Here is a 25,308-nt window from a genome sequence, read left to right on the forward strand (position 1 = left end):
TATTATTGTGTACCTGCACGCCTAATTGGCATTCTTAAACTATATTTGAGCAACGTATTTACTCATGAAGATAGTTTTCGTCGCTTTAATTGCCTGTTTTATTACCTTATCTGCCAAAGCTCAGCTCACCCCGTTTGAGTTAAGTAAGGATAAAAATTATACTGCTACCTATGCCCAGGTAATTGATTACTATCAAAAGTTAAATAAGCTGTACCCGGAGCAAATGAAGCTTATCAATTATGGCACCACTGATGTAGGTAAACCCTTAACACTTGTTGTACTTTCAAAAGATAAGGTATTTGATCCGGCAGTTATAAAAAAGCAAAACAAACGGGTGTTACTAATCAATAACGGTATCCATCCCGGCGAGCCGGAAGGGATTGACGCCAGTATGATGCTGGTGCGTGATATGCTGAAAAATAATACACTCCCAAAAGATGTAGTGATCTGCCTTATCGCACTATATAATATAGACGGTAACCTTAACCGCGGTGTGAGCCGTGTAAGCCAGAATGGCCCATTGGCCTACGGTTTTAGGGGTAACTATCGTAATCTTGATTTAAACCGCGATTTTATAAAGGCCGATAGCCGCAATGTATTAGCCTTTACACAGATACTGACCACCTGGAAGCCCGAAATCTTCTTAGATAATCACACCAGTGATGGCGCCGACTATCAATACGTAATGACATTGATTGAAACGCAAAAGGAGAAACAAAACCCTATCCTGGCCGATTATACCACTAAAACGCTTACCCCGTACTTGTACAGCAAAATGAAAAAGAATGGCTATGAAATGATCCCTTACGGCGCGGGTGAAGAGGGTTTACCTGATTCGGGCATTGTGAGTTTTTTGGAAACCCCGCGCTTTGCTACCGGTTTTACAGCCCAGCATAACATCATCAGCTATATCACCGAAACGCACATGCTTAAACCTTTTGATAAGCGTGTGTATGCTACCTATGATTTTATGCAGCATCTTATTGAAATTAATCAACGCGATGCCAAGCTAATTGGTGAACTGAAACGCAAAGCCGATGAGCAGGTAACCAATCAAAAAACTTTTGCATTAAGCTGGGCGGTTGATATGGACAAGGTTGATACCATTACCTTTAAAGGCTACGAGGCTGGCCATAAAACCAGCGGAGTGAGCGGATTGCCAAGGCTGTATTATGATCGCGATAAACCTTACACCAAAACCATCAAATATTTTAATACTTATAAGGTTACAGCCACTGCCGATAAACCGGCGGCTTATGTAATTCCGCAGGCCTGGGGCAAGGTAATTGATTTGTTTAAGCTAAACGGCGTGCAGATGAAACAGCTGGCACATGACACCACGCTTAATCTACAAATGTATTATATAGCCGATTTGAAAACACCTGCGCGACCATTTGAGGGGCATTATCTGCATACCGGCGTAAAGCTTAACCCGGTGGATATGCCGGTTAAATTTTATACCGGGGATTATGTGGTGTATACTAATCAGCCAATAAACCGTTATATCATGGAAACGCTGGAACCGCAGGGTGTCGACTCGTTTTTTGCCTGGAACTTTTTTGATTCGGTGCTGGGCGAAAAGGAGTATTTTTCAGATTATGTTTTTGAAGATATTGCTGCTGATCTGCTAAAAAAAGATCCCTCAATTAAACAGAAACTGGAAGATGCGAAAGCAAAAGATCCGCAACTGGCCAAAAATGCCGGTGCGCAATTATTCTTTGTTTACCGCAATTCGCCTTATTTTGAAAAAACTTTTATGCGCTACCCGGTGGGCAGGCTTTTAACTAATACCAAACTCGACCTTAAATAAATGGAATATTTACAAACGGCCCCGGTGGCCTGTGCTATTTTCGCAATAACAATTATTACCTCGCTCTTAGCCTTTTCAAACAATAACCTTTATGGGCGCATGATGCTGCATCCTTATACCGTTTCGCGCGGTAAGGATATCCACACTATTATCACCAGCGGGCTTATTCACCGTGATTGGATGCATTTGTTTTTCAATATGCTGTCGTTTTACTTTTTTGCTTTTGGACTTGAACCGCTGTTAGGGCACGTTCAATTTGCCATATTGTATACTGTGAGCTTAATTTTAAGCGATATGCCTACTGTGCTCAAACACAAAGATCATTACAGTTATTACAGTCTTGGAGCTTCAGGGGCAGTAAGTGCGGTTATTTTTAGTGCCATATTATATAACCCACTGGCCCGGATGGTAATATTACCAATACCAATTCCTATCCCCGCTGTAATATTTGGTGTGTTATATCTTGTATATTGTCATTACGCCTCGAAATACTCACGCGATCAGATCAACCATGATGCCCACTTTTATGGTGCACTAAGCGGCTTAATGATCACCATTATATTTCATCACGAAATTTTGCCTGATTTTTGGCAGCAGATTACAATGGCAGTTTCAAATCTTGGCCATTGATAAATTCCCCATCCGCATTAAATAAAAAGCTCATAGGTTTTTCGGGGTTCCTGATGATCTCTAACAGCAGGAACCCCCAATTTTTCCAGAAGTTTTCTAATACCTGTCCGTAAGTTTTGTTCATCCAGTCATCAAACAGGGGTTTGCTGCTGGTGCCACGCAGGGGCAAGGCCTCTAATGATATAGTTTCGCCAATATTGAAAATATCATACTCCGGCAGGCGGTTAAACAAATATGCCGAGTAAAAGAACCCGGCGTTTAACTCTTCAAACTGGATAGGATGCAGTGTATGATCTGCAATTTTATCCAAAGCTTCTTTATGGTAGCGGGCATTGGCGCCGTTATCCTGCAGGCATAGTATCAGGCCGAAATCTTTGATGCGCAGTGAAAAGGTGAGCGTATTGATCTCATCACGGTAACCAAAAACGTTTTCAGCATTATCTACCTTAAACAATACGAGGCTGTAAGGCTTAAAGCCATCAAACTCAACAGGCAAATTGAGGCTTTGCAGCATCATGTGCAGATTGTTGAACTTATGGATGATAGATTGAGATATATTAAACTCTTCGCCCTGTGAGTGCTGTAGTTTAATGCCTGCCTGGATCTCGTTGAAAATGATGCCGTACAACAATTTACCTGCCCATAGGAACAGCTGATCTTCATCAAGCGCCTTTACAGCGTCATAACCGGTATCAAAAGCAGCAGCAATTGTGTTTTCGAGCGGTTCAAGATAGCGTTCGTTAACTTCGGCTGTGCAGGGCAGTTTCAGGTCTTTGTAGGTTGCCATACTTTCGTCGAGCAGCTTAAAAGGCTTGTCTTCCAATTCATAACGGCTCATGAGCCATTGCGGAAACACCTGGATCTGCTCCTCAGGCGAATTAAGGTTTTGCCCTGTAAGGAAACATTTATTGTTGCTGAAATTGAAATTGGTGAATGGTGAATAAATTTGTGCCGGCATGGCCACAAAGATAAGCACGATTTTCATACTAAAATTTTAGCTTTGGTTTTTAACATGGAACTGACATATCAACCTTACGAGCTTCAGCTGAAGCATGCTTTTACGATAGCCAAATTCTCAAGGACTTCTACCCCGGTTATGCTGGTGCAGATCAGCCACGAAGGCAAAACAGGGTATGGAGAAGCCTCCATGGTGCCTTATATGGGCGAAAGCCATCAAAGCGCCACCGAATTTTTGAGCAAGGTAGATATTGGCCAGTTTAACCACCCTTTTGATTTTGAGGCGATCATCAATTACCTTGATAGCATTACTCCCGGCAATCCGGCTGTTAAAGCAGCGATTGATATTGCATTGCATGATCTTGATGGCAAACTAAAACAACAACCCTGCTGGCAATTACTTGGCAGCAACCCCGCCCTGATGCCTGTTACCAGTTTCACCATAGGCATTGATACGCCCGAAATGATTGTTAAAAAAGTAAAAGAGGCCGAAGGGTTTAAGGTGATTAAGGTTAAACTTGGCCGCGATACAGATAAAGAGTTGATTAATACTATCCGCTCGGTTACTGATGTGCCGCTTTATGTAGATGCTAACCAGGGCTGGACTGATCTGCAGCAAAGCCTGGACATGACTTACTGGCTGCATGAACAAGGCGTACAATTGATAGAGCAGCCCATGCTCAAAACCGACCCCGATAGCAATGCCTGGCTTACCGAGCGCAGCCCTATTCCTATTATAGGCGATGAAGCTGTTCAGCGATTTGAAGATGTAGAAAAGGCCAAGGGTGTTTATACCGGGATCAATATCAAACTGATGAAATCGGCCGGTTTGCATGAAGCCAAACGGATGGTTGATAAAGCCCGCGAACTCGACCTGAAGATCATGATAGGTTGTATGACCGAAACCAGCTGCGCTGCCCTTGCAGGTTTGGCCCTTGCGCCACAGGCTGATTGGGTGGACCTTGACGGCCCTTTTTTAGTAAGCAATAATCCTTACCAAATGCCTGGATTTAGTGATGGGAAATATATATTGAATGACGATGCCGGCTTAGGGCTAAGGTTTTAAAGAACTTTTAGCTTCGATATAAATCCACATTCTGCAAACCATCCTTGCCTCGCATCGGTTATCCTGATACATCTAAATAAAAAACATTATGGATAAATTAGAAATAAAAGGCGGATGGAACGAGCTGAAGGGAAAAATCAAACAAGCCTATGGAGACCTTACCGACGATGACCTTACCTGGCAGGAAGGTAAAGACGATGAAACACTTGGCAAACTTCAACAAAAAACGGGCAAAACGCGGGACGAGCTGGTGAAGTGGATCAATAGCTTATAAAAATTTGAAAAGGCTACAGGAACACGGGGCTTTTTTTATTGAAATAGCTTGGACACCTCAATATCAAAGCCAGGCAATAACGCGGATTTAAGGATCTCGGTTAACTGTGCTTTTTGTTCCAGTATAAAAACTCCATTTTTAAGAATATATAAATCAACGTTTTGTTGAATAGGATCAATGATGATATATTCTTTTACACCATATTTTTCGTAGCCGTCTTTTTTAGGTCGAAGATCATAGTAGGCATTTTTCTCCCATAAAATTTCAACAACCAGGTCAGGAGCGCGATAAATATAGTCCTTTATGATATCACCCCGCTCCTTTGAAATGTAAACAAAGTCGGGTTGAAATGAATTTTGATCATCTAATACAACCTCTATTGGCCCCATTAAATAAATCCCCTTGTTTTGCAATCGATCTTCGCAATTCATAATCATTTGGACTAAATTTCCAAGCGCGATTTGATGGTCAACTGTTCTTGAAGGCCAATCAACAAGATAACCATTGATATATTGATAAGGTGCTCCAATGGGCATACTCATATATTCATCAAGGGTAATTTTCTTAGCTGCTGTTAGCATATCTAAATTTAATCAAAAACAACTTCATTCCAACGATTATTAATTCCGTCGAAACTATTATCCCCAGCTACATTGTTGAGGATTGTTAACTTTGCCTAATGAAAGTTACCAAACCAACCATACTTGTTGTAAATGACGATGGCATTACCGCGCCGGGAATTAAAGCCCTGATGGATGCCATGGCCGAAATTGGCCGCGTTGTAGTAGTTGCGCCGGATAGCCCGCAATCGGGCATGGGACATGCCATTACCATTGGCAAACCTTTACGACTTGACCCGGTTGATATTTATGAAGGTATTGAAATGTACCGCTGTTCGGGTACCCCGGTTGATTGTGTGAAGCTGGCTGTTAACAAGATTTTCAAAGGACAAAAGCCCGATCTTTGTGTATCCGGCATCAATCATGGTTTAAATAACTCTATCAATGTGCTGTATTCAGGCACCATGTCGGCAGCGGTTGAGGGTGCTATCGAAGGTATTCCATCAATAGGCTTTTCTTTGGATGACTATACCTTGCAGGCCGATTTTGAGCCTTGCATTAAGTTTGTAAAAGAACTTGCCTTGCAGGTTTTGGCCAATGGTTTACCTCAGGCCAGTTTGTTGAACGTAAACTTCCCTAATACAAAACATATTAAAGGTATTAAAATTTGCAGGCAGGCAGCTGCCAAATGGGCCGAAGAATTTGACGAACGTGTTGATCCGCACAAAAGGCCATATTATTGGCTTACCGGTGTGTTTCAGCTAAATGATGGTGGTGAGGATACGGATGTTTGGGCTTTGGAACAAGGTTATGCTTCGGTTGTACCAGTGCAGTTTGATATGACTGCCCATCACGTTATCCCATACTTAAACAACTGGAAATTTAACGTGTAACTATGTTAAAGAAGAATGACATATCTGCAGGCTTGCTTATTGGTGCTATACTGCCGGGTATCAGCCTGTTTGTTTTTGGATTTTTGCTTAAAAACAAGTTTGTTTTCATGCACAAGCCGGGCATTCCCTATTTTGTCGCTTTTGCCATCAACCTGTTTATCATCCGTTACTTTTATGGTAAAGGCGCCGAGAAAACGGGGAACGGTATTGCCATGATCTCACTTTTGTTTATGCTGGCCATTTTCATTTTTAAACTGCAATCCTTATAATGAAATACTACCTGGTAGCCGGCGAGGCCTCGGGCGATTTGCACGGAGCTAATTTGATGAAAGCCCTGAAGGCGCTCGACCATCAGGCTGATTTCAGGTTTTTTGGTGGCGACCTGATGCAGGCCGAGGGCGGCACACTGGTAAAGCATTATGCCGATATGGCCTTTATGGGCTTTGTGGAAGTGGTAGCTAACCTGCAAACCATTCTTAAAAACATGAAATCGTGTAAGCAAGATATCTCGGCTTACCAACCTGACGTACTGATTTTGATAGATTTTCCGGGCTTTAACCTTAAAATAGCCGAGTATTCTAAGGCGCAAGGCTTTTTGGTTTGCTATTATATATCACCAAAGGTTTGGGCGTGGAACCAAAAGCGAGTGCTTAAGATCAAGCGTATTGTTGACCACCTGTTTTGCATTTTGCCATTTGAGGTGGCATTTTATAAAGAATGGGGCATGGATGTTGATTATGTAGGTAATCCGCTGCTTGATGCCGTTTCGGCGTTTAAAGCAGATCCAAGCTTTCTTCAGAAAAATAATCTTACCGGCAAAAAAATTATTGCGTTACTGCCCGGCAGCCGTAAACAGGAAATTAGCAGGTTACTGCCTGATATGATTGAAGCATCGGCTAATTTTCCAGAATATCAGTTTGTGATTGCCGGGGCTCCGGCTTTTCAGGCCGATTACTATACTCCTTATTTAAATGGCGCAAAGATCCCTGTTGTATTCAACGCAACTTACGATCTGCTAAATCATGCGCAGGCCGCTATTGTAGCTTCAGGCACAGCAACGCTTGAAACCGCCTTATTTAATGTACCGCAGGTAGTAGTTTACAAAGGGGGAAAATTAACTATTGCTATAGCCCGCATGCTGGTGAAACTCAAATTTATTTCGCTGGTAAACCTGATTATGGACAAAGCAGTAGTTAAAGAGCTGATACAGGAAGAGTGTACTGCCAACAAAATTGCTGAAGAGTTAAATCTGCTGATCGACAACACCAGCTACCGCCAAACAATGCTTGATAATTATGATGAGCTTGATGTGAGGATGGGACAGCCCGGAGCATCAGCTAAAACGGCCGCGTTAATTACTAAGTACGCCGCTCAAGGCAGTTAAAATAGCTCATCCTCAATGAATGTTAAGATGGCATAGCCCATTATCATTCTAAATAAAGGCCAAGGCCTGAAGGGAGTATGACAAAGCGACTAAGACTTACGAAGTTTTTAAAACTTCGTAAGTCTTTAAAGGCACCTATTTATCTTCACGTGGACAGAGAAATTTCATCCCATTCTTCTTTACAAGAAGAATATCATAACTCTTCGGCTGTTTATATACTGAATCTCCAGCTTTAACATTCCTCTGAAACTTCGGCCAATCATGGTAAAGTATGTGTTCTTCTCCAGTTACAGTAATATACATTGATTCTTTTATATCAATTCTAATGTTACTAACTCTCCCATTCAACGATAACAAATAAATATCAAAATACTCAGATCGTAAAACGGCAAGAAAAATCAACAAGGGCATCAAGATGGCTATTACCGTTGATAGTTTGAAATGAGGTTTATTCATCCCCGGCTTCTATACTAAATTTAATATTATCAAATACTACCGCTTCGCAGCCCAGGCGTCCATTTTAGCCTCAAAAACAGCCATTGGCATTGCGCCGTCTTTTAATACCTGATTATGGAATTCGGCAATATTGAATTTGCTGCCTAATTGTTTTTCATACTTGGTCCGCAGTTCACGGATTTTAAGCGCACCTATTTTATAGCTCAACGCCTGACCTGGGATAGCCATATAGCGTTCAATTTCGGCGGTTGCCCCCTGTTCGCTAATGGCTTCGTTATCCATCATATACTTAATAGCCTGCTCGCGGGTCATACCTTTGGTGTGGATGGCAACATCAACTACCAAACGGATGGCGCGGTGAATTTCATCGCCTAAGGCACCCATGTGCTGGTATGGATCGGTGTATAAGCCCAGTTCTTTACCTAATGATTCGCAATACAGCGCCCAACCTTCTACGTAAGCAGTTTCACCGCCATCAAACCGGCGGAATTTCGGCAATGATGTATTTTCCTGCGTTAATGAAATCTGGTAATGGTGACCAGGAATAGCTTCATGCAAAAACAACGACTCCATGCCCGATGTAGTATTGAACTTGGTAGCATCTAATATCGGCACATAAAATATCCCCGGACGGGTACCATCTGCCGAGCCCTGGTTATACTCCGCACTGGCCGATGCCGCACGAAAAGCTTCTGTTTGCCTGATCTCGAACGGCGTTTTAGGCACATGGTTAAACATTTTCTTCAGGTTGGGCTCCATGCGTTTGTGGATATTTTCAAATGCATCAAGCACATCTTTAGGTGTTTTGTAAGGCGTAAACTTCGGGTCGTTTTTCATGTATTCAAAAAACGCCTTCAGGTCGCCTTTAAAGCCTACACTGGTTTTAATGCTATCCATTAATCCGCGAATGCGGGCAACTTCTTTCAAGCCTAACTGGTAAATTTCTTCAGGAGTTTTATCGGTGGTGGTTTGCTGTTTTACTAAGTAAGTATATTTAGCGGCACCATCCGGCAGTGATGAAAATCCTGAGGTAGCACGTGCATGAGGCAGGTATTGGTTTTTCAGGTAATCGGCCAGCTTTTGGTATGTTGGGTTAACTATATCAGTGATAGCTTTTTTATAGGCTTCGGTCAGTTGTTTTTTATCGGCTTCTGAAAAGTCTTTCGGCATGTTGGTAACTGGTCCGTAGAAGAGGCTTTTTTCTACATTCTTTGATACCAGGTCCTGCATTTCGGGAATCATTTTAACAACCAGTGATTTTGGCAATACCACGCCCGCTTTGATGCCTTTGTTAAAATTGGAGATAGCAGTATCTGCCCAAATCTGGAAAGCTGATAAGCGTTTCAGCCAATCGTTATAATCAACAACGGTTTTAAAAGGCTGTGCGCCAGACCCCGAGCCCAATTGACCCATGGTAATTGGCAAGGCATAAAACTGGTTGAAAGGCATGTACTCAAAATGGTGTTTAAAGTTATCGAGCGAAAGTTGCACCTCGTAAGTGAAAATATCATAAGATAGCTGATCGTCGGTGTTTAGCTCCGCCCGGTCAAAGTTTTTCACTTTTGAGAGGTAAACCGAGTTATAATCATACGCCTTTTTCAGAAATTCAGCAGAGCCATCATTAGGGAGCAGGTCATTATAGCGCCTGTCGCCAATGTAGGTGGCATTAAGCGGGTAAAGCTTTAAGCCATCCTGAAAATAATCTTCAAAAACTTTGGCAAGATCCTTATTGGCTGGGATGGCACTGCCTGCCTCGTTTGATTTAGGCTGATTACAGGCGGCAAATGAACCTGCTATAAATAGTGCGAGTAGTGTTTTTTTCATGAAGATGTTGTTAAAAAGATAAAGCTAAGAAAATGGAACGGAGATTTAGAACTTACTGGCTGTGTTTATATTCTTCGATGCCTTGCAGAAGTCTTGTGGCATTATTAGGACTTTTAAGAAGATAAAAAGTTTCTTCTATGCTGTCGTATTCAGATTTCGACATAATTATTATATCACCATTCTGAATATCTGCTATTGCCAATGGCTTATGATCTGCGCGGACCTTATCGAAATACGATTTTATATTCTTTCTAAAATGTTCAATCAATATTGTTTCCATTGATTAAAGATATAAAACAAAACAGCATACACGTTTGAGTGTATGCTGTTTAATATTGTTTAATTAAGCTGGATGCTTTCAAATTTACGAAGTTTTTAAAACTTCGTAAGTTTTGATTCGATATTATAACCCCATTTCTTTTTTCAAAAACTTGCCGGTAAAGCTATTCTTTACTTTGCACAAGCCTTCGGGTGTACCGGAGAACAGGATATTACCACCACCTGAGCCGCCTTCGGGGCCAAGGTCAATTACGTGGTCAACCACTTTAATAACATCAAGGTTATGTTCAATTACCAAAACGGTATTGCCTTTATCAACCAATTGGTTAAGTACACCTAACAGTACATTGATATCTTCAAAATGCAAACCGGTAGTTGGCTCATCCAATATATAAAAAGTGTTGCCGGTATCTTTTTTAGATAACTCAGTAGCCAGCTTAACACGCTGTGCTTCACCGCCTGATAAGGTGGTTGAAGCCTGGCCCAGGGTGATATAGCCCAAACCAACGTCGTTCAGCGTTTTTACTTTACGGTAGATAGACGGAATATGCTCGAAAAATGGAGTAGCATCCTCAATGCTCATATCCAGTACATCGCTGATGGATTTGCCACGGTAACGTACTTCCAACGTTTCGCGGTTATAGCGCCTGCCACCGCACTCTTCGCAAGGTACCTGCACATCGGGTAAAAAGTTCATTTCAATAACTTTCATGCCGGCACCCTGGCAGGTTTCACAACGACCGCCTTTTACGTTGAACGAGAAACGACCAGGTTTATACCCCCTGATCCTCGATTCAGGCAGTGCCACAAATAAATTGCGGATGTCCGAGAACACCCCGGTGTAAGTAGCCGGATTTGAACGAGGCGTACGACCGATAGGTGTTTGATCTATCTCAATTACTTTATCAATATGCTCTAACCCCTCAATTTTTTCATAAGGTAACGGTTGTTTCTTTGCCCTGAAAAAATGATGGTTCAGGATAGGATATAATGTTTCGGTGATCAGGCTTGATTTACCACTGCCGGATACACCTGTTATTCCAATCAGTTTGCCTAACGGAAAATCGACAGATACCTTTTTTAGGTTATGGCCGGTTGCTTTTTTAAGGCTCAGGGTTTTGCCATTGCCTTCCCTGCGTTTTTTAGGGATCGCAATCTCACGTTCGCCGTTGATATATGATGTGGTGAGCGTATGTTTTTCCATGAGCTGGGCTGGAGTACCTTCGGCAACAACCTGGCCGCCATGTACACCTGCTGCCGGGCCCATGTCAATTACATGGTCGGCTTCCAGTATCATATCCTTATCGTGTTCAACAACCAGTACGGTGTTACCCAAATCGCGCAGGTTTTTAAGTGCGTTGATCAAGCGTTCGTTATCCCGCTGGTGCAGACCGATGCTTGGCTCATCCAGAATGTACATCACATTCATCAGTTGCGAACCAATTTGCGTAGCCAGCCTGATGCGCTGTGCTTCGCCGCCCGAAAGGGTTTTGGCTGTACGGTCGAGCGTTAAATAGCTCAGACCAACATCAAGCAAAAACACGATCCGTGCGCGGATCTCTTTCAGGATCTCTTTGGCTATTACATTCTGACGTTCGTTAAGGCGGTCTTCCAGTCCATCAAACCATTCCTGCAGATGGTTGATATCCATGCAAGCCAGTTCAAATATATTTTTACCATCTACTTTAAAATGCAACGACTCTTTTTTAAGCCTCGCGCCTTCGCAAACCGGGCAGGTACGGAGTACGCGATAGTTCTCCATATCATCCACACCTTCGTCGTTTCGGCGTTCCTGCTGTTCTTCCAGCATACGGATGATCCCTTCAAACGTGATCTGGTAGCTTTGAACGTTCCATTTATTATATTCAACGGCAACGCTTAATGTTTCTGGTGCGCCGTTCAGGATCATGTCCAGCTGATCACGGTTCAGTTTTTCGATAGGAGTTGACAACGAAAACTCATATTTTTTCGCCAGGGATTTCAACACCTGGAAGATCCATGTTTCGCGGTACTCGCCAATTGGGGCTAAACCGCCATTCATGATGCTCAGTTTTGGATTAGGGATCACCGAAGCTTCGTCAACCTCAAAAATATAGCCCAGGCCGTTACACTTTTCGCAGGCCCCGTAAGGAGAGTTGAACGAAAAGGTATTTGGCTGCGGCTCATCATACGAGATACCCGAAACCGGGTCCATCAGGTATTTACTATAATAGGATACATTATTGTCCTTATCGGCAATACGGATGATGCCCTTGGCAATTTTTAAAGCCTGCTGAACAGAGGTGTATAGGCGTTTGCTATCTTTTTCGCTTACCACCAGGCGGTCAACCACGATATCAATATCGTGAATTTTGTAACGGTCCACCTGCATTTTGGGTTCAACATCGGCTATGGCGCCATCAACCCAAACCTTTAAGAAGCCCTGCTTGCGGATAGATTCAAATAATTCGCGGTAGTGGCCTTTACGGGCCTTAACCACCGGGGCCAGGATATTAACCGGCTGCCCGTCAAATTTTTCGCTGATGGTTTTCAAGATCTGATCTTCGCTCATGCGTTCCATCTTTTCACCGGTGGTGTAAGAATAGGCATCACCCGCCCGGGCGAACAGCAATCGCATAAAATCGTAGATCTCGGTAATGGTACCTACGGTCGAGCGTGGATTTTTGCTGGTAGTTTTTTGCTCAATGGCAATAACCGGGCTCAATCCGGATACCTTATCCACGTCCGGCCGTTCCATGCCACCCATAAACTGGCGCGAGTAGGCCGAAAATGTTTCCATATAACGGCGCTGGCCTTCGGCGTAAATAGTATCAAATGCAAGGGATGATTTGCCGCTGCCGCTCAATCCTGTAATTACTACCAGCTGGTTGCGCGGAAACGAAACATCTATATTTTTCAGGTTATGCACCCGGGCACCATAAACTTCAACTTCACTTTGCTCGCCCAGGTCAACAAGAGGTTTTGTACTCATACTTTATTAATATGGATTTATTGACATTGTTTGAAGCTAATTATTATAGTTACCAGTTTTTTACAAAATGCTGCTTTCCTAAGATTTTTGGCTTAAACCATCAATGTTTTGCTACAAATATAAGCAAAAAAGGCCGGTTATCCACTGTGGATAACCGGCCTCAAAGTGCTCCGTAATGTAATCTTTTAATTAATTTACAGTATGATTACCTGCTGTTAATTAATTGCCAGCAACTGTGATGCAGGCGGGATATAAAAATAATTATCATACCCGTGCTGCTTTGGCTGTTCAATAACCGCTTTCATGGCAATAAGCTTATAAACGTATGAACCGGTTTCGCGGTTCAGCTTCATGCGGAAGTAGTTATCTTCATTTTGCTTGTTAATAGCTCGAGCTAATTTGATCGAGCCATTATTGTAGGCGGCAGCCGCCAGTGTCCAGCTGTTAAATTCATCGTATAGTTCTTTGATATACTTGCAGGCTGCAATGGTTGATTTGCGAAGGTTTTTTCGCTCATCAACACCATGGCCTACTCTAAGCCCGTAGGTACGTGCTGTACCCGGCATAAATTGCCAAAAACCCGACGCGCCCTTTGGTGATGTGCCCGATTTAAGGCCCGATTCAACCAATGGGATGTACTTAAAATCTTCAGGAATACCATAAAACTTTAAAATGGGCTCGATAATCGGAAACCATAACTCGGCTTTGCGGTGCAATACGTTGCTTTGCACGCTTTTAAAGTCATGCTGCCTGAGCGATTTGTTAAGTTTACGGGTAACCCTTGCGTCATTAACTGGTAAAGCTTCATTGGCAAAGTTGTAAGCACCTGCCTTTGTGCTTTTAAGAAAAATAAAATCTGAGGTTCGGTGGCTTAAAGGCGCCGCTTTTGCAGCTTTTTCTGTAACAATTTTACCGAAAATATTAAGTCCGGAAATGAGAACCAGCACCAGCGTTACGGAGCACGTAAGTAAGTGTTTTTTAATCATTTCTTGTCCTATCATTTAACCATACATTTGGTAGAATGTGCTGCAAAGGTATGTCATACGAATCACATAATCAAATACTTAGGATTTTGCTGATTTTTTTAGATGCGGTTTTCGGTTCAAAAACAGCGTTTAAAAGCGTTTAAACGGCGATTTTGCAAGAGGATATTTTTTTGATCTTTTTAGATGAAAATTGGCAAAAAAGCGTAACTTTGACCCTCACGCTGCGAAAGCGCTAAACAAAAAATTATGGTATTTAAGAGACCAGCAGGTAGTCGCGACGACAAACCCGGAAAGTCGTCATCAAGGAGTTCAAGATCCGACGACAGACCAAAAAAATCAGCATCAACCCCAAAAGGTAAAGCTACTCCAAACGGAGAGAAAAAAATATTTTCCAGGCCGGAAAAAACATTCCAAAGCAACAGGTTCAGTGACGATAAGCCCAAAAGCAATTTTAGGGATAGTTCATCATCTACCGATAAAAGATCAGGCGCCAAGTCAAGGCCATATAGTGGCAGGCCAACAAGTGGTGGCGACGACAGGCCGAAAAGAAACTTTAGCGGAGACAGTACCGGCGAAAGGAAATCATTTGGTAGTGCCCCACGCAAACCTTACAGCGGCAGGCCAACCAGCGATGATGAAAGGCCAAAAAGAAGCTTTGGCAGCGATGCACAAGGCGAAAAGAAACCTTACTCATCTCCGCGTACACGTTCGTCAGCAGGCTTTGAAGGTAAACCTAAGAGAAGCTTTGGCGGCGATGCAGGCGGCGAACGTAAGTTTGTACCAAGAGGAACCGAAGGCGGCTTCAAAAAACGTGAAGGTGGTTTTAAGGAAAAATCACCATTTGGCGAAAGACCACCACACAGACCACATGAAAGGGCTGCTGAACAGGATGCTCCTAAAACCATGCGTGGCCGTAAAAAAGCGGCAAGCAAAACAGAGGATGACGGACTGATCCGTTTAAACCGATATATATCAAACGCGGGCATCTGTTCACGTCGTAAGGCCGATGAATTGATCACTGCAGGTGTAGTATCAGTAAATGGCGAAGTGGTAACTGAGCTGGGCACGAAAGTGAACCCGCTTAAAGACACCATTAAATATAACGGCGAAACGCTTAAACGCGAAAAAATGGTTTATGTATTATTAAATAAACCAAAAGATTACATCACAACAACTGATGATCCGCAGGAGCGCCGTACAGTAATGCACCTGGTTGAAAAAGCTACCCGCGAGCGTATTTATCCGGTTGGCCGCCTTGACCGTAACACTACAGGTTTGTTATTGATGACTAACGATGGCGATTTAGCTGACAAGCTTTCGCACCCACGTAACAGCATCACCAAACTATACCAGGTTGAACTAAGCAAAAGTTTAAGCCAGGGCGATTTGAATAAGTTAACTTTCGGCCTTGAGCTGGAAGATGGTGTTATTAAACCTGATTCGGTATCATACGTTACCGGAGGTTCAAAACGCGAGATCGGCATCCAGATCCACAGCGGCAAAAACCGTATTGTGCGCCGTATGTTTGAGCACCTTGGTTATGAAGTAGTAAAGCTGGACAGGGTGGTTTATGCCAACCTTACCAAAAAAGACCTTCCGCGTGGCCGCTGGCGTTACCTTGATGAAAAAGAGGTGATCCAGTTAAAACACCTGATGAAATAATAAGATGCTCCGCTAAACAGCGGGGCATTTTTTTTGTCTATTTTACTATCTTGCACAGCAATAACCATCATTTATCAACCATGAAGAAATTCCTTTTGATCATAGCTATGCTTTCACCGGCGCTAATATTCGCCCAAAATAAAAAAACAGGGCCTAAAACTTTCGATCTTGTAGTAGGCACTTACACCACCGGCAAAAGCAAGGGCATTGTAGTGTACCGTTTTTACGCCGAAACCGGCAAGCTGGCCTACCTTAGTGAAATTGATGGTGTTAATAATCCGTCGTATTTAACATTAAGTGCCAACAATAAATTTATTTATGCCGTTAATGAGTTGCCAAAAGGCGAAGTAAGCGCGTTTTCGTTTGAGCCAAAAACAGGCAAAATGACTTTTATCAACAAGCAATCAACACTGGGTGCCGATCCATGCCACATCTCGGTTGATAAAGCGCAAAAAAACCTGATTATCGCCAACTACTCAAGCGGTAACGTTGCAGTGATGCCTTTAAATAAAGATGGATCGATAGCAAACGGGATGCAAACCGAGCACGATGGAGGGCATAGTGTAAACAAGGAACGGCAGGAATCGGCCCATGCGCATATGGCAGTTTTTACGCCCGACGAAAAATATGTGTTGTATAATGACCTGGGTACAGATAAGATAAATATTTACCGCTACCGCCCGTCAAAAGATCCCCGCATTGAACCTGCAACTCCGGCATTTGTTAGTGTTACCCCTGGCGAAGGCCCGAGGCACCTGGAGTTTTCGGCCGATAAAAAGACTGTTTACCTGGTAACTGAAATGGGATCGAACGTAATTGCGTTTGATTACAATAATGGTAAGTTGAAACAAAAACAATCTATCACGATGCTGCCTGATGGCTTTAGCGGACAAACCGCTGGTGCAGCTATCCACCTGTCGCCCGACGGCCGTTTTCTTTACGCTTCAAACCGTTTAGAAACCAACGAGATCAATATCTACTCGGTAAATCAGGAGACAGGCCTGCTTACCTTTGTGGCACGCCAATCAACTTTTGGTAAAAATCCGCGCGATTTTGCTATCGACCCAACAGGTAACTTCCTAATCGTGGCAAACCAAAACAGTGATAATATGTGGGTTTTCAGGATAGATCAAAACACCGGAAAACTTAACCAAACAGGTATAAAAGTTGATATCGGCAACCCTGTTTGTTTGAAATTTGCACCAGCGGAATAAGGTGAAAGGATAGTAGTAAGGTGAAAGGATAAAGGTAAAAGGCGAAAGGTTTTTGCCTTTAGCATAAATTGAATAAGGCTAAGTTTAAGATTTCTTAAACTTAGCCTTTTGTTTTTATATCAGATAGAAAGGCACCTTTAACCTTTCGCCTTTGACCTTTAACCTAAAATTATGGGTTTTTAGTGAACGAATAAACAATATATCCGGTGCTGTTACCTACGGTAACCGGCGATTTCAAGGTCATTGCTGATCCGTCATTGTTCGCAATATCCAGGCGGTAACCTTCGGCTACGTTTTTGGCTTTATCACCTTCGTAAAGTTTTTTAAATTGAAATTGAGTACCGGTTGTACCGCCATTATAAACCGACCAGAATATGGTTTGAGATGTTCCGTTGGTTAACGTGTAGATACCATTACCGCTGTTGGTGAGTTTCCAGGTACTGCCTACAAAGGCTTCGGGCGGGGCCTGGTCAAATACGCTTTGTACTGCATTTTGTACAAGGCCATCATAACTTACATTATTGCAGGTCCAGGTGCCAACAAATTTACCGCGCGATACATTGGAGGTAGTAGTAGTGTTTTTAGTTGTTGAACAGGCCGAAATGACCAAAACAAGCGAAAAGATTGCGATTGAGGTTTGAATTAACTTTTTCATGACAGTATATTTTATGCATAAATAGCATAAATCCTGCCAAAATGCATAATTATAAATTTACTGCCTGCTGGCGGGTACGTTTTTCTAATTCGTTTAACCTTTTGTTTATTGATTCGGCAATTAGATCTGCCTCCCGCACTTTTTTAAGGCTATTAATAAACTTAGGATTGGTGTCCCTTGCCGATAAAATTTTACCGATCTGCTTGATAATGTTCATAGGTTACTCCTTATAGCTATATTTTACGGGATAGATGCAGGTAAGGTTGCATTATTTTTTTAAATATTGACTAATATTCGGTGAAACGTTTTATCTGACAAAAATAAAAAGCAATTTAAAAACGAAAGTCCTGTAAAACAGAGCTTTTAAGTATAAGTTAATCGGTAATTGATACTCTGCTTATTTTCCTGCTTCGTTTAAAAATGCGATCAGTTGTTCCATTGCTTTTGCGCGGTGACTGATAGCATTTTTTTCGGCCATGCTCATTTCGGCAAAAGTTATATCATAACCTTCAGGTTCAAAAATTGGATCATAGCCGAAGCCGCCAGTACCACTCACCTCTTGCCGGATTGTGCCTTCAACCGTACCTTCAAAAAAGTGTTCTTCGCCGTTCCAGATTAAAGAGATTACCGTGCGGAAGCGGGCTTTGCGGTTTGTTTCGCCTTTTAAATTTTCAAGTACTTTATTGATGTTAGCTGCGTGATTGCCATGTGCACCGGCATACCTGGCCGAGTATACGCCAGGTTCCCCATCCAAGGCATCTATTTCCAGTCCGCTGTCATCGCCGAAGCAGTTGAGCTTATACTCAGCATAAACGTGATGGCTTTTGATAGAGGCATTGGCTTTAAACGTAGTGCCTGTTTCCTCAATATCATCAAAACAGCCAATATCATGCAGGGTTAAAAGCTGAATAGCCCCATTGAGTTTGGCCGAAACCTCATCAAGTTTATGACGGTTATTGGTTGCGAAAACTAATTGCTGCATAGTAATTTAATGATGAGTTTGCTTTATAATGTTTTTACCAGTTCCCAAAAGGTTTTTTTATACTCCACGTTGCTCATCATCTCATCAAACGAGTAACTGTAGAGTACGGTGATCCCGTTTGAGGTTACCGGTTTATTTGGTTTAAGCACTTTGATGTCCTGCGGAAGTGCGTCTCCTCCCAAAACAAGCACTTTGGTTGGCTTAAAAAATGGTTTCAGCTGGCTAAATTTAGTTTCACTGTAATTAGCCAGGTTAAATATAGCTACATCATCCGGGCCAAGCTCCTTACGTTTAAGGATGCTTTCAAGTGCTGTTAAATGCCCGGCATTTATAAACTCGTCGGTTTTATAATGTGTAAGTACCAGGAAGTTCTTTAGGTTTTGGCCTTTATACTTAAACTCAGCAACCGGCGTTTGTATTACAGGTTGAGGTTCAGGGGCTAAAGAAGGGCTGGCTGTTGCTGGTTCGGGTTTTGTATTTTCAATAACCGAGGATGGTGATTGTGCTATGGGAGGTTCGGGTTCGGCAATTTTATCATACAACATTTTATCTGCATTAAGCAGGTAAAGTTCATCCTCTAACAAAAAACGAAACGCGGCCGGGTTCTCAACTTTCACTTTAACAAATTTTAACCAAAAGTAGTTAAACGATCTCAAGCTTTATAGGCATATTAGCACAATTATAGCCTGCTGATTTTATAGAGAATTTTGTTCGGCTATAATTAATAAATTTTACCGAAATTCGTAGTTTTTAACGGGTTAACTATCCCGTTTTATTTAGCATAACAGCGTTACATGAGAAAGTTAGGAGTATTAGTACTTAGTTTTATTTTAACAATAACATTTGCAAAGGCACAGGTAGCATCAGACACGGCGGCAAAGAAACTGGTTAAAGCCGATTCGGTTATTGCACCCACACCCGGTAAAACGCTTGATAAAATTGCAGCAGTAGTTGGGAGCAGCCCTATATTGCTATCAGATATTGAATTGTCATATGCCAATTTCCTGGTGCAGGGTAATCAGCCCGATCCATCGGTTAAGGCCCGTATTTTACAAACATTGTTAACTCAAAAACTACTGGCCCAACAGGCTGCTATTGACAGTATTGAGGTAAAGGAAGAAGACGTTGATGCTAATGTTGACCGCCGTATGCGTGAAATGACTCAGCGTGCCGGCGGGCAGGAAAAACTGGAAGCATTTTTAGGCCGCTCGGTTATTCAGTACAAAGATGAGATCAGGCCCGACCTGAAAGAGCAAATGGTTGCTCAGAAAATGCAGCAGCACATTACCGAAAAACTGAACGTTACACCTCAGGATGTTAAAAAATATTACGACGGAATCCCTAAAGACAGCTTGCCTTCATTTAACAAAGAAGTTGAGGTTGGTGAAATTGTTTTTCAGCCTAAGTTAACCAAAGAAGAAAAAGATCTTTATAAAGCTAAAGCCGAAGAGTTAAGGCAACGTGTAAAAAAAGGTGAAGACTTTGGTACACTGGCAAGGCTTTACTCGCAGGACCCGGGCTCGGCACCAGAGGGTGGTGACCTTGGTTTTGCTGACCGTACCACTTTTGTGAAGGAGTTTACAGCTAATGCCTTTAAGCTAAAGGCCGGCGAGATTTCACCAGTGTTTGAAACCGATTTTGGTTTCCACTTTTTACAGGTAATTGAACGCCGCGGTGAGCAGGTGCATGTAAGGCATATCCTGGTTACACCGATAGTTACGCAGGCCAGTTTAGACAGGGCCAAAGCCAAGGCTGATAGTATTTATAATCTGCTTGTAAAAGATAAAAATATGGCTATTGATTTTTCAAGCGCGGCGGCATACTATTCAGATGATAAAGATACCAAATACAATGGCGGTATGATGCTGAATGCAGAAGATGTACAAAGCCGTTCAACATTTATCCCTACCGATAAACTTGACCCTAAAGTAGCGCTTATTACAGATACCATGAAAGTTGGCAGTATTTCAAAGCCTGATTTGTTTACCGGCGCCGATGGCAAAAAAAGCTATAAGATCTTGTTGCTTAAATCGGCAACCAATGCCCATAAAGCTAATTTAGAGCAGGATTTCCCTAAACTTAAGGAATATGCCTATAATGATAAGGTAAACAAAACTGTATCACAGTGGTTTGAAAAACGCCGCAAGGAAACTTTCATCAAAATTGATAAGGAGTATCAGCAATATGATGTGCTGAAGAAATGGGTAAACACCAATCCTACACTGGTAATCCCCGAAACCAAAATCAAATCATCATCTAAATAATTTTATGCAACACCGTTCTGATGTTGAAGCTGCAGACGCTTTAAAGCGGGCCTACCAGCAAATTCGTGCCGAAATAGGTAAAGTAATTGTAGGCCAGGATGAAGTGATCAAATTTGTGCTGATCTCTATTTTCAGTAACGGACATTGTTTATTGGTTGGTGTGCCCGGTCTTGCCAAAACGTTGCTGGTGCAAACGGTATCGCAGGTGCTCGACCTTGATTTTAAAAGAATCCAGTTTACGCCCGACCTGATGCCGTCAGACATCATCGGTTCAGAAATATTAGGTGAAGACCGTAACTTTAAATTTATTCCAGGCCCTGTTTTTTCAAACATTATCCTGGCCGATGAAATAAACCGTACACCGCCAAAAACACAGGCCGCCCTGCTTGAAGCCATGCAGGAAAAAGCGGTTACGGCAGCCGGTATTACCCATAAACTTGCCCAGCCATTTTTTGTGCTGGCCACCCAGAACCCAATTGAGCAGGAAGGCACCTACCCGTTGCCCGAAGCCCAATTGGATAGGTTCATGTTTAATGTCGCACTAAGCTATCCTTCTTTTAAAGAGGAGCTACAAGTAGTTAAGAATACCACGAGCACTAATAAAACCGAGGTTAATAAAATATTGAATGCCCAGCAGATCATTTATTTTCAGCAATTGGTGCGTAATATCCCCGTTACTGATAATGTGATGGAATACGCGGTTAAGCTGGTATCAAAAACCCGCCCTAACAGTGAGTTTGCCACGCCTCAAATAAACCGTTTGTTAAGCTGGGGGGCAGGCCCAAGGGCATCGCAGTTTTTGGTATTAGGTGCCAAATGCCACGCCGTACTTAACGGCAAATATTCGCCGGATATTGAAGATGTACAGGCCGTGGCTAAACCTATCTTGAGCCACCGTATAGTACGCAGCTACCACGCCGAAGCCGAAGGCTTATCTGCAGCTGATATTATCGAGCAGTTGTTTTAGTTGTCTGAATCAGAATTTACAGAATTTTTAGATTAACAGAATAACAAAGAGGCCTTGCAAATTTTGCAAGGCCTCTTTGTTTATTATAAAATTTTGAAAATTCTCTAATTCTGAAAATTCTGATTCAGACAATTATTATTCATTCTCAATCGGCGAGAAAATTTCAAGCAGGATATTCCACCTTTTAGCTTTGTCAATTTCCCAAACCCTTACATAGTTGTAGTTACCAACAACATTGCCTTTGGTAATACGGGCATGACCATAGGTATAAGCAAGATCGTTACTTGCAGCGCGGCCACCATCGGTTGTTTCGGCAGTAATGCTTATAGCTTCATTGTTAATAAACTTCATTACTACGTCGGTTCCTGTCATTGGCGGAAAGCCCGGGAAATAGTAACGGCCTTCGGGGCTTAAAAACTCTTTATAGCTGGCCATAGCCGATAAGGTTAAGCCATGATTAAAAGTTTTGTCGGTGCCTATAATAACATTTTTAGCACCGAAAGGGTCTTTGCTTGGGCCTGAACGTTGCGCCGGATCCGGCTCTTTAAAATCGGTAACGGCTTCTTCTTCGGCTTCGGGGTGTTGGATACCAAGGTCGATAAGGAGCTTTAGCTTACCATCGGTATTGGTACGCCAGATAGATACATAATCGCCATACACTTTATCATCATCGGTTTTGCCATTTTGATATACGTACGGGCCGGCGGTGAATGCCAGGTCGCCATTGGCCGAGATACGCGCAAATTTAGGTTCCCAGCTAAGCTTGCCAGCCTGTTTATCTATTTTGCTATAAAAGTCAACAATTTTAACAGCATCGGGCTTAAAAATAATGCCGTCGGGATCGGCAACTGCCAGGAAGCCCTCTTTTATTCCTTTACGTTCAACTAACTTATCAAAAGCTTGTTCAACACTAACTACCTTGTTTACATTAACAGCGTCCTGCGCAAGAGCAAAAACACTGTAACCAATAAATGTAGCAGCTAATATTATTTTCTTCATATTTATATTCGGGTTTTAGGGAGCAATTTAGTAATAAATTTTAAGTGGAAAACGCAATAGTCAAAATGCATTAAGCAAGTAACATAATTTAACAATAGAATTATTTTTTGCTTTATGCTGAAACGAAGATCTGGGCGAATAATTGCAGCGAGCGAGTTTGATCATCTGAAATAGGCGCAAATATTTGAATTTACTTTATGCTGAGTGAATAAAAATTAATTATCTTCATAACCAATCACATCTGTTTTTGTTTAAACCAATATAAATTGCTTTCATGAAAAAATTTAACCTTTTCTGCGTAGTTGGATTTTTACTGCTATGTATACAGGCGAAAGCTCAATATTTATCCGATTACACCGGTCGGCCTTATTATCTTAAAACCAACAGTGAAATACAGGGAAATCCGCTGCTTACCGATAATTGGATGAAGGGTACCGTTGATTTCGCTAACGGTAAAACAGCCAATGCAATACTAAATTACAATGTTTATGGTGATGAACTACTATTTAAAAGCCCGCAGGATTCATCGGTTCAGGCATTTGTTGATCAGGTAAAGAGTTTTTCAATAAAAGGTGTTGTGCTGGAAGGAAGCGACCAAACGGATATTACATTTAGCAGCGGTTTTCCGGCAGTAGATGATCAAACAACAAAAACTTTTTACCAGGTGGTGGGAGATGGGAAAGTAAAGCTGCTGCGCTACTATAAAAAGAAAATACTTGAGTCTACCGGCTTTGCCTCGCAGGTAGCTACAAAAACCTTTATAACCGCAAACAGTTATTATTTATTCAGCGATAACAAAATTGCGAAAATCAAACCATCGCAAAAAACTATCCTGCCAGCGTTAAATGATAAAGCCGATAAAATGCAGGAATATATTAAAGCCAATAAGGTTGATTTTAAAAGCGATGTTGCATTAGCTAAATTATTCAGCTATTACAACTCGCTTTAAAATATGGTAACTGTTATCAGGCTTTGCTCCAGGTAGTGCCTTCCTTACTGTCTTTTAACTGGAAACCTATCTGCGATAAACCGTCGCGTATCTTATCTGAGGTAGCATAATCTTTATTGGATTTTGCTTCGCTGCGCAGATCTACAATAAAGTTTAATACTTTGGGTAAATCATCATTGGCAGCCTGTTCATTTTGCAGGCCCAGTACATCAACCACAAATAAATTCATCAATGCAGTTAACTGCTCAAGGTTAGCAGCATCAATTTTCATTTTGCCATCATATACTGAATTAATAATGCGTGAGGCTTCAAATAACTCGGCAATTAAAACAGGGCTGTTAAAATCATCGTTCATAGCCGCGTAGCAGCGTTCCATTAACGGTGCAATTTCAACTTCGGTAGTAGCAGAGGCTTTTAATCCGTCGTTAAGTAGTGCAAAGGCGTTCATGAGGCGTTTAAAACCTTTTTCAGACGCTTCCATGGCTTCGTTGCCAAAGTCAAGCGTGCTGCGGTAATGAGCCTGCAGCATGAAGAACCTTACCGTCATAGGGCTGTAGCCTTTGTTCAGTATAGAATTTTCGCCGCTGAACAGTTCATGCGGAAGAAAGCTGTTGCCCAATGATTTTGACATTTTTTGCCCGTTTACTGTAAGCATATTGGTATGCACCCAGTAATTTGCCGGGTTAGTGCCGCAGCAGGCCACGTTTTGAGCAATTTCGTTGGTATGGTGCGTTGGCACAAGATCAAGCCCGCCACCGTGAATATCAAAGTGGCTGCCAAGATACTTCTGGCTCATAGCCGAGCATTCCAGGTGCCAGCCCGGGAAGCCCACGCCCCATGGCGAAGGCCATTTCATCAGGTGCTCGGGCTTTGCTTTTATCCACAGGGCAAAATCAAGTTTGCCATGCTTTTCCTGCTGACCGCCAAGTGTACGGGTATTATTTAAAAGATCTTCAAGGTTACGGCCACTTAATATGCCATAGTCCTGGCTTTTGTTGTATTTTTCGACATCAAAGTAAATAGAGCCATCAACCTCATAGGCATAACCCTTTTCAAGAATGGCTTTCACCATTTCTATCTGCTCAATGATATGCCCGGTTGCAGTAGGTTCTATACTTGGCGGCAGGTTGTTTAATACTTTCATTACATCCCTGAAACCAACAGTGTATTTTTGGACTATCTCCATTGGCTCAAGCTGTGCAAGCTTGGCCTTTTTTGCAATTTTGTCTTCGCCCTCGTCGCCCGCATCTCCCTCAAGGTGGCCGGCATCGGTAACGTTGCGCACGTAGCGCACCTTGTAGCCAATGGCTGTAAGGTACCTGAATATAAGGTCGAAAGATATATAAGTACGGCAGTTGCCTAAGTGAACATCGCTATAAACTGTAGGCCCGCAAACATACATGCCAACATGCGGCGCGTTAATGGGCTTAAATAATTCTTTTTTACGTGTTAAAGTGTTGTAAACAAACAAATTTTGTTGCATGAGCGCAAACTTACGATTTTTTCAATTTCAAGCTACGGCCCAG

Annotated in this window: 24 protein-coding genes; 12 read left to right on the forward strand and 12 right to left on the reverse strand. The window is 42.3% G+C overall.

The window, feature by feature from the left end; all coding sequences use genetic code 11:
• Positions 1 to 64 precede the first annotated feature (64 nt).
• Together AC59JO_RS14070 and AC59JO_RS14075 are read left to right on the forward strand one after the other, a co-directional pair.
• The gene (locus tag AC59JO_RS14070; protein ID WP_497306021.1) at positions 65 to 1,810 is read left to right on the forward strand and encodes a M14 family zinc carboxypeptidase; all 1,746 of its coding nucleotides are present in this window, start codon (positions 65 to 67) and stop codon (positions 1,808 to 1,810) included.
• Positions 1,811 to 2,440 (forward strand): rhomboid family intramembrane serine protease, encoded by a 630-nt coding sequence (locus AC59JO_RS14075; RefSeq protein WP_413670051.1) that lies wholly within the window; start codon positions 1,811 to 1,813, stop codon positions 2,438 to 2,440.
• Here the strand turns inward: AC59JO_RS14075 and AC59JO_RS14080 are convergent.
• Positions 2,409 to 3,425, reverse strand: a complete 1,017-nt coding sequence (locus tag AC59JO_RS14080) for a hypothetical protein (RefSeq protein ID WP_497306023.1) — start codon at positions 3,423 to 3,425, stop codon at positions 2,409 to 2,411. The two genes, AC59JO_RS14075 and AC59JO_RS14080, sit on opposite strands and share 32 nt — an antisense overlap.
• Positions 3,426 to 3,452: 27 nt before the next feature.
• Between AC59JO_RS14080 and AC59JO_RS14085 the strand changes: the two genes are divergently transcribed.
• Positions 3,453 to 4,463, forward strand: a complete 1,011-nt coding sequence (locus tag AC59JO_RS14085; RefSeq protein WP_413670049.1) for a dipeptide epimerase — start codon at positions 3,453 to 3,455, stop codon at positions 4,461 to 4,463.
• Between the two features lie 88 nt (positions 4,464 to 4,551).
• Positions 4,552 to 4,737 carry a CsbD family protein gene (locus tag AC59JO_RS14090; protein WP_091208858.1) on the forward strand — a complete coding sequence of 62 codons (186 nt, stop codon included), beginning with the start codon at positions 4,552 to 4,554 and terminating at the stop codon, positions 4,735 to 4,737.
• A gap of 35 nt (positions 4,738 to 4,772) precedes the next feature.
• On the opposite strand, the gene AC59JO_RS14095 is transcribed toward AC59JO_RS14090, so the two are convergent.
• Positions 4,773 to 5,318: a Uma2 family endonuclease gene (locus tag AC59JO_RS14095; RefSeq protein ID WP_497306025.1), complete on the reverse strand. Its 546-nt coding sequence runs from the start codon at positions 5,316 to 5,318 to the stop codon at positions 4,773 to 4,775.
• Between the two features lie 98 nt (positions 5,319 to 5,416).
• Between AC59JO_RS14095 and surE the strand changes: the two genes are divergently transcribed.
• The 3 genes from surE to lpxB are packed head-to-tail and all read left to right on the forward strand — an operon-like array spanning position 5,417 to position 7,574.
• Positions 5,417 to 6,190 (forward strand): 5'/3'-nucleotidase SurE, encoded by a 774-nt coding sequence (gene surE, locus AC59JO_RS14100; RefSeq protein ID WP_413670047.1) that lies wholly within the window; start codon positions 5,417 to 5,419, stop codon positions 6,188 to 6,190.
• 2 nt (positions 6,191 to 6,192) lie between these two features.
• Positions 6,193 to 6,459, forward strand: a complete 267-nt coding sequence (locus AC59JO_RS14105; protein ID WP_413670046.1) for a hypothetical protein — start codon at positions 6,193 to 6,195, stop codon at positions 6,457 to 6,459.
• Positions 6,459 to 7,574, forward strand: coding sequence for a lipid-A-disaccharide synthase (gene lpxB, locus AC59JO_RS14110; RefSeq protein WP_497306028.1), 1,116 nt, complete (start codon positions 6,459 to 6,461; stop codon positions 7,572 to 7,574). The genes AC59JO_RS14105 and lpxB overlap by 1 nt, the downstream gene beginning before the upstream one ends.
• Before the next feature lie 492 nt (positions 7,575 to 8,066).
• On the opposite strand, the gene AC59JO_RS14115 is transcribed toward lpxB, so the two are convergent.
• The 4 genes from AC59JO_RS14115 to AC59JO_RS14130 all read right to left on the reverse strand — a co-directional run bounded on the left by AC59JO_RS14115 (position 8,067) and on the right by AC59JO_RS14130 (position 14,090).
• Positions 8,067 to 9,854: a DUF885 domain-containing protein gene (locus tag AC59JO_RS14115; RefSeq protein WP_497306030.1), complete on the reverse strand. Its 1,788-nt coding sequence runs from the start codon at positions 9,852 to 9,854 to the stop codon at positions 8,067 to 8,069.
• A gap of 52 nt (positions 9,855 to 9,906) precedes the next feature.
• A complete protein-coding gene (locus tag AC59JO_RS14120; protein ID WP_497306032.1) occupies positions 9,907 to 10,134 on the reverse strand; it encodes a type II toxin-antitoxin system Phd/YefM family antitoxin in 228 nt (75 codons plus the stop codon).
• A gap of 123 nt (positions 10,135 to 10,257) precedes the next feature.
• Positions 10,258 to 13,104 carry an excinuclease ABC subunit UvrA gene (gene uvrA / locus AC59JO_RS14125; protein ID WP_497306034.1) on the reverse strand — a complete coding sequence of 949 codons (2,847 nt, stop codon included), beginning with the start codon at positions 13,102 to 13,104 and terminating at the stop codon, positions 10,258 to 10,260.
• Between the two features lie 215 nt (positions 13,105 to 13,319).
• Complete coding sequence (locus AC59JO_RS14130) at positions 13,320 to 14,090, reverse strand: lytic transglycosylase domain-containing protein (RefSeq protein WP_413670040.1); 771 nt, start codon at positions 14,088 to 14,090, stop codon at positions 13,320 to 13,322.
• A gap of 246 nt (positions 14,091 to 14,336) precedes the next feature.
• On the opposite strand from AC59JO_RS14130, the gene AC59JO_RS14135 reads away from it, so the two are divergent.
• Positions 14,337 to 15,752, forward strand: a complete 1,416-nt coding sequence (locus tag AC59JO_RS14135) for a pseudouridine synthase (RefSeq protein WP_413670039.1) — start codon at positions 14,337 to 14,339, stop codon at positions 15,750 to 15,752.
• A gap of 80 nt (positions 15,753 to 15,832) precedes the next feature.
• Positions 15,833 to 16,966 carry a lactonase family protein gene (locus AC59JO_RS14140; protein ID WP_413670038.1) on the forward strand — a complete coding sequence of 378 codons (1,134 nt, stop codon included), beginning with the start codon at positions 15,833 to 15,835 and terminating at the stop codon, positions 16,964 to 16,966.
• A 169-nt stretch (positions 16,967 to 17,135) separates the two neighbouring features.
• Here AC59JO_RS14140 and AC59JO_RS14145 read toward each other — a convergent pair whose 3' ends face one another.
• From AC59JO_RS14145 to AC59JO_RS14160, 4 genes are all read right to left on the reverse strand, one after another.
• Positions 17,136 to 17,621, reverse strand: coding sequence for a hypothetical protein (locus AC59JO_RS14145; RefSeq protein ID WP_413670037.1), 486 nt, complete (start codon positions 17,619 to 17,621; stop codon positions 17,136 to 17,138).
• Positions 17,622 to 17,670: 49 nt separating this feature from the next.
• Complete coding sequence (locus tag AC59JO_RS14150; protein WP_413670036.1) at positions 17,671 to 17,838, reverse strand: hypothetical protein; 168 nt, start codon at positions 17,836 to 17,838, stop codon at positions 17,671 to 17,673.
• A 180-nt stretch (positions 17,839 to 18,018) separates the two neighbouring features.
• Complete coding sequence (locus AC59JO_RS14155) at positions 18,019 to 18,603, reverse strand: non-canonical purine NTP diphosphatase (protein ID WP_413670035.1); 585 nt, start codon at positions 18,601 to 18,603, stop codon at positions 18,019 to 18,021.
• Between the two features lie 23 nt (positions 18,604 to 18,626).
• Positions 18,627 to 19,220 carry a hypothetical protein gene (locus AC59JO_RS14160; protein WP_497306037.1) on the reverse strand — a complete coding sequence of 198 codons (594 nt, stop codon included), beginning with the start codon at positions 19,218 to 19,220 and terminating at the stop codon, positions 18,627 to 18,629.
• A gap of 177 nt (positions 19,221 to 19,397) precedes the next feature.
• Between AC59JO_RS14160 and AC59JO_RS14165 the strand changes: the two genes are divergently transcribed.
• Both AC59JO_RS14165 and AC59JO_RS14170 read left to right on the forward strand, forming a co-directional pair.
• Positions 19,398 to 20,867 (forward strand): peptidylprolyl isomerase, encoded by a 1,470-nt coding sequence (locus AC59JO_RS14165; RefSeq protein ID WP_413670033.1) that lies wholly within the window; start codon positions 19,398 to 19,400, stop codon positions 20,865 to 20,867.
• Between the two features lie 4 nt (positions 20,868 to 20,871).
• Positions 20,872 to 21,834: an AAA family ATPase gene (locus AC59JO_RS14170; RefSeq protein WP_497306039.1), complete on the forward strand. Its 963-nt coding sequence runs from the start codon at positions 20,872 to 20,874 to the stop codon at positions 21,832 to 21,834.
• Between the two features lie 135 nt (positions 21,835 to 21,969).
• Here AC59JO_RS14170 and AC59JO_RS14175 read toward each other — a convergent pair whose 3' ends face one another.
• Complete coding sequence (locus AC59JO_RS14175) at positions 21,970 to 22,833, reverse strand: Cif family virulence factor (RefSeq protein WP_413670031.1); 864 nt, start codon at positions 22,831 to 22,833, stop codon at positions 21,970 to 21,972.
• A 274-nt stretch (positions 22,834 to 23,107) separates the two neighbouring features.
• Here AC59JO_RS14175 and AC59JO_RS14180 point away from each other — a divergent pair, with 274 nt between their 5' ends.
• Entirely contained in the window at positions 23,108 to 23,782 is a 675-nt protein-coding gene (locus tag AC59JO_RS14180) for a hypothetical protein (protein ID WP_413670030.1), read from the forward strand.
• Between the two features lie 16 nt (positions 23,783 to 23,798).
• Here the strand turns inward: AC59JO_RS14180 and cysS are convergent, their stop codons facing one another.
• A complete protein-coding gene (gene cysS / locus AC59JO_RS14185) occupies positions 23,799 to 25,265 on the reverse strand; it encodes a cysteine--tRNA ligase (protein WP_413670029.1) in 1,467 nt (488 codons plus the stop codon).
• Positions 25,266 to 25,308 lie beyond the last annotated feature (43 nt).

The organism is Mucilaginibacter sp. A5337, from assembly GCF_059690695.1.

Bases quoted from the DNA above. Each gene is read 5' to 3' on its own strand.
- AC59JO_RS14070 (WP_497306021.1), top strand. From the start codon at position 65: ATGAAGATAGTTTTCGTCGCTTTAATTGCCTGTTTTATTACCTTATCT.
- AC59JO_RS14075 (WP_413670051.1), top strand. From the start codon at position 1,811: ATGGAATATTTACAAACGGCCCCGGTGGCCTGTGCTATTTTCGCAATA.
- AC59JO_RS14080 (WP_497306023.1), bottom strand. From the start codon at position 3,425: ATGAAAATCGTGCTTATCTTTGTGGCCATGCCGGCACAAATTTATTCA.
- AC59JO_RS14085 (WP_413670049.1), top strand. From the start codon at position 3,453: ATGGAACTGACATATCAACCTTACGAGCTTCAGCTGAAGCATGCTTTT.
- AC59JO_RS14090 (WP_091208858.1), top strand. From the start codon at position 4,552: ATGGATAAATTAGAAATAAAAGGCGGATGGAACGAGCTGAAGGGAAAA.
- AC59JO_RS14095 (WP_497306025.1), bottom strand. From the start codon at position 5,318: ATGCTAACAGCAGCTAAGAAAATTACCCTTGATGAATATATGAGTATG.
- surE (WP_413670047.1), top strand. From the start codon at position 5,417: ATGAAAGTTACCAAACCAACCATACTTGTTGTAAATGACGATGGCATT.
- AC59JO_RS14105 (WP_413670046.1), top strand. From the start codon at position 6,193: ATGTTAAAGAAGAATGACATATCTGCAGGCTTGCTTATTGGTGCTATA.
- lpxB (WP_497306028.1), top strand. From the start codon at position 6,459: ATGAAATACTACCTGGTAGCCGGCGAGGCCTCGGGCGATTTGCACGGA.
- AC59JO_RS14115 (WP_497306030.1), bottom strand. From the start codon at position 9,854: ATGAAAAAAACACTACTCGCACTATTTATAGCAGGTTCATTTGCCGCC.
- AC59JO_RS14120 (WP_497306032.1), bottom strand. From the start codon at position 10,134: ATGGAAACAATATTGATTGAACATTTTAGAAAGAATATAAAATCGTAT.
- uvrA (WP_497306034.1), bottom strand. From the start codon at position 13,104: ATGAGTACAAAACCTCTTGTTGACCTGGGCGAGCAAAGTGAAGTTGAA.
- AC59JO_RS14130 (WP_413670040.1), bottom strand. From the start codon at position 14,090: ATGATTAAAAAACACTTACTTACGTGCTCCGTAACGCTGGTGCTGGTT.
- AC59JO_RS14135 (WP_413670039.1), top strand. From the start codon at position 14,337: ATGGTATTTAAGAGACCAGCAGGTAGTCGCGACGACAAACCCGGAAAG.
- AC59JO_RS14140 (WP_413670038.1), top strand. From the start codon at position 15,833: ATGAAGAAATTCCTTTTGATCATAGCTATGCTTTCACCGGCGCTAATA.
- AC59JO_RS14145 (WP_413670037.1), bottom strand. From the start codon at position 17,621: ATGAAAAAGTTAATTCAAACCTCAATCGCAATCTTTTCGCTTGTTTTG.
- AC59JO_RS14150 (WP_413670036.1), bottom strand. From the start codon at position 17,838: ATGAACATTATCAAGCAGATCGGTAAAATTTTATCGGCAAGGGACACC.
- AC59JO_RS14155 (WP_413670035.1), bottom strand. From the start codon at position 18,603: ATGCAGCAATTAGTTTTCGCAACCAATAACCGTCATAAACTTGATGAG.
- AC59JO_RS14165 (WP_413670033.1), top strand. From the start codon at position 19,398: ATGAGAAAGTTAGGAGTATTAGTACTTAGTTTTATTTTAACAATAACA.
- AC59JO_RS14170 (WP_497306039.1), top strand. From the start codon at position 20,872: ATGCAACACCGTTCTGATGTTGAAGCTGCAGACGCTTTAAAGCGGGCC.
- AC59JO_RS14175 (WP_413670031.1), bottom strand. From the start codon at position 22,833: ATGAAGAAAATAATATTAGCTGCTACATTTATTGGTTACAGTGTTTTT.
- AC59JO_RS14180 (WP_413670030.1), top strand. From the start codon at position 23,108: ATGAAAAAATTTAACCTTTTCTGCGTAGTTGGATTTTTACTGCTATGT.
- cysS (WP_413670029.1), bottom strand. From the start codon at position 25,265: ATGCAACAAAATTTGTTTGTTTACAACACTTTAACACGTAAAAAAGAA.